3 protein-coding genes are annotated in these 1,241 nt (G+C 72.4%); 1 reads left to right on the top strand and 2 read right to left on the bottom strand.

Annotated features, from left to right (window positions below; genetic code table 11):
- Both ACLEQD_RS43725 and ACLEQD_RS43720 read right to left on the bottom strand, forming a co-directional pair.
- On the bottom strand, window positions 1-384 hold a 384-nt coding region (locus ACLEQD_RS43725; protein ID WP_410391840.1), incomplete at its 3' end, for a hypothetical protein.
- Entirely contained in the window at window positions 366-1,010 is a 645-nt protein-coding gene (locus ACLEQD_RS43720) for a serine/threonine-protein kinase (RefSeq protein ID WP_410391839.1), read from the bottom strand. The genes ACLEQD_RS43720 and ACLEQD_RS43725, both read right to left, overlap by 19 nt.
- Window positions 1,011-1,041: 31 nt before the next feature.
- Here ACLEQD_RS43720 and ACLEQD_RS43715 point away from each other — a divergent pair.
- The coding region (locus ACLEQD_RS43715) for a hypothetical protein (protein ID WP_410391838.1) at window positions 1,042-1,241 on the top strand (200 nt) is incomplete at its 3' end.

The following is a 1,241-nucleotide window of genomic DNA, read 5'->3' as shown; positions in this document are numbered from 1 at the left end:
CGTGACACGGGCCCCCGTTCGAAGTCCCCGGCGCCGCGCGACCACCCCTCCGAGCAGCTGCTCCACCTCCAGGAAGGCCCCGGCCCACCCCGAGACCGGCCGGGCCCGGGCCTCCTCCTTCGACCGGACCCGCGCCATCCAATCACTCAGCAGCGCGCGCCCCGCCCGCCCGCTTCGGGCCGCGAGCACCTTGCCGGTCGCCTCCGCGAACTCCGCCGCGCTCTGGAATCGCTGATGCCTCGCCCTCCGGACAGCTCTCGCGATGAGGTCGCGGACGTCCGCGGGGAGCGCGTCCGACAGCTCCAGCTCCTTGCCCGCCAACAGGTCCGCCATCTGGTCCTCGCCCGCCAGCGGGCTGAGCCCCGTCAGCAGCGCGTGCAGCACGCACCCGAGCGCGAAGACATCCGAGCGCCATCCAGCGCGCCCCGCGTCACCTGCTCCGGCGGCATGTACGCGGGCTTGCCCTTCGTGTGCCCCGCCAGCGTCCGCTCCTGCCTGTCCCTTGCCAGCGCGATGCCAAAGTCCGCCAGCTTCACGTCCCCCGTCCACGACACGAGGATGTTCGAGGGGCTCACGTCCCGATGTACGATTTCCAGCGGCTGCCCCGCCTCATCCCTCGCCTCATGGGCATACTGCAGCGCATGGGCCACCTCGGCGCACACGTGGAGCGCCAGCTCCACCGGGAAGTCCTCACCCGCCTCGCGCCCTCGCTGCCGCAACCGCTCCGCGTCGACGCCGTCCACGTACTCGAGCACCTGATACGGGAGGCCCTCCATCACGCCGTAATCGAGGATGGACAGGATGTTGGCGTGGTGCAGGCGGCTCGCGATCCGCGCCTCGTCCAGGAACATCCGCGTCTGGGACGGCTCCTGCTCGTGCTCGGCGATCAGCCGCTTGATGGCCACCCGCCGCGCGAACCCACCCTCCCCTGTCGCGCTCGCCTCCCAGACCTCTCCCATCCCGCCCCGCGCGAGCCGTCGCACCAGTCGATAACGGCCACCCCACTCCACGCTGTCACTCCACCCCTGGAAACCCGCTCCGGTGAGTCAGTCTGACCCTTCAATATACCGCCGCCGCGCGTGGCCCCCTCCCCGGAGATTCATCCTCGGGTCGCTGCTCCTGGGGCTCTGGGGAGCGACCTCGTCCGCGGCGGAGCCCCCCACCGCGCGCCCCGCGGTCACGCTCCTCGTCGTAGGGGCCCCCGAGGCGCGGGCCTCCGTCCAGGCGTGGGCCCGGCGGGG

The sequence above is a fragment of the Corallococcus sp. 4LFB genome, assembly GCF_046520365.1.
Lineage (GTDB): Bacteria > Myxococcota > Myxococcia > Myxococcales > Myxococcaceae > Corallococcus > Corallococcus caeni.
Note: the sequence above shows the minus strand (reverse complement) of the source record. Positions and strands in the feature narration are given on the sequence as shown.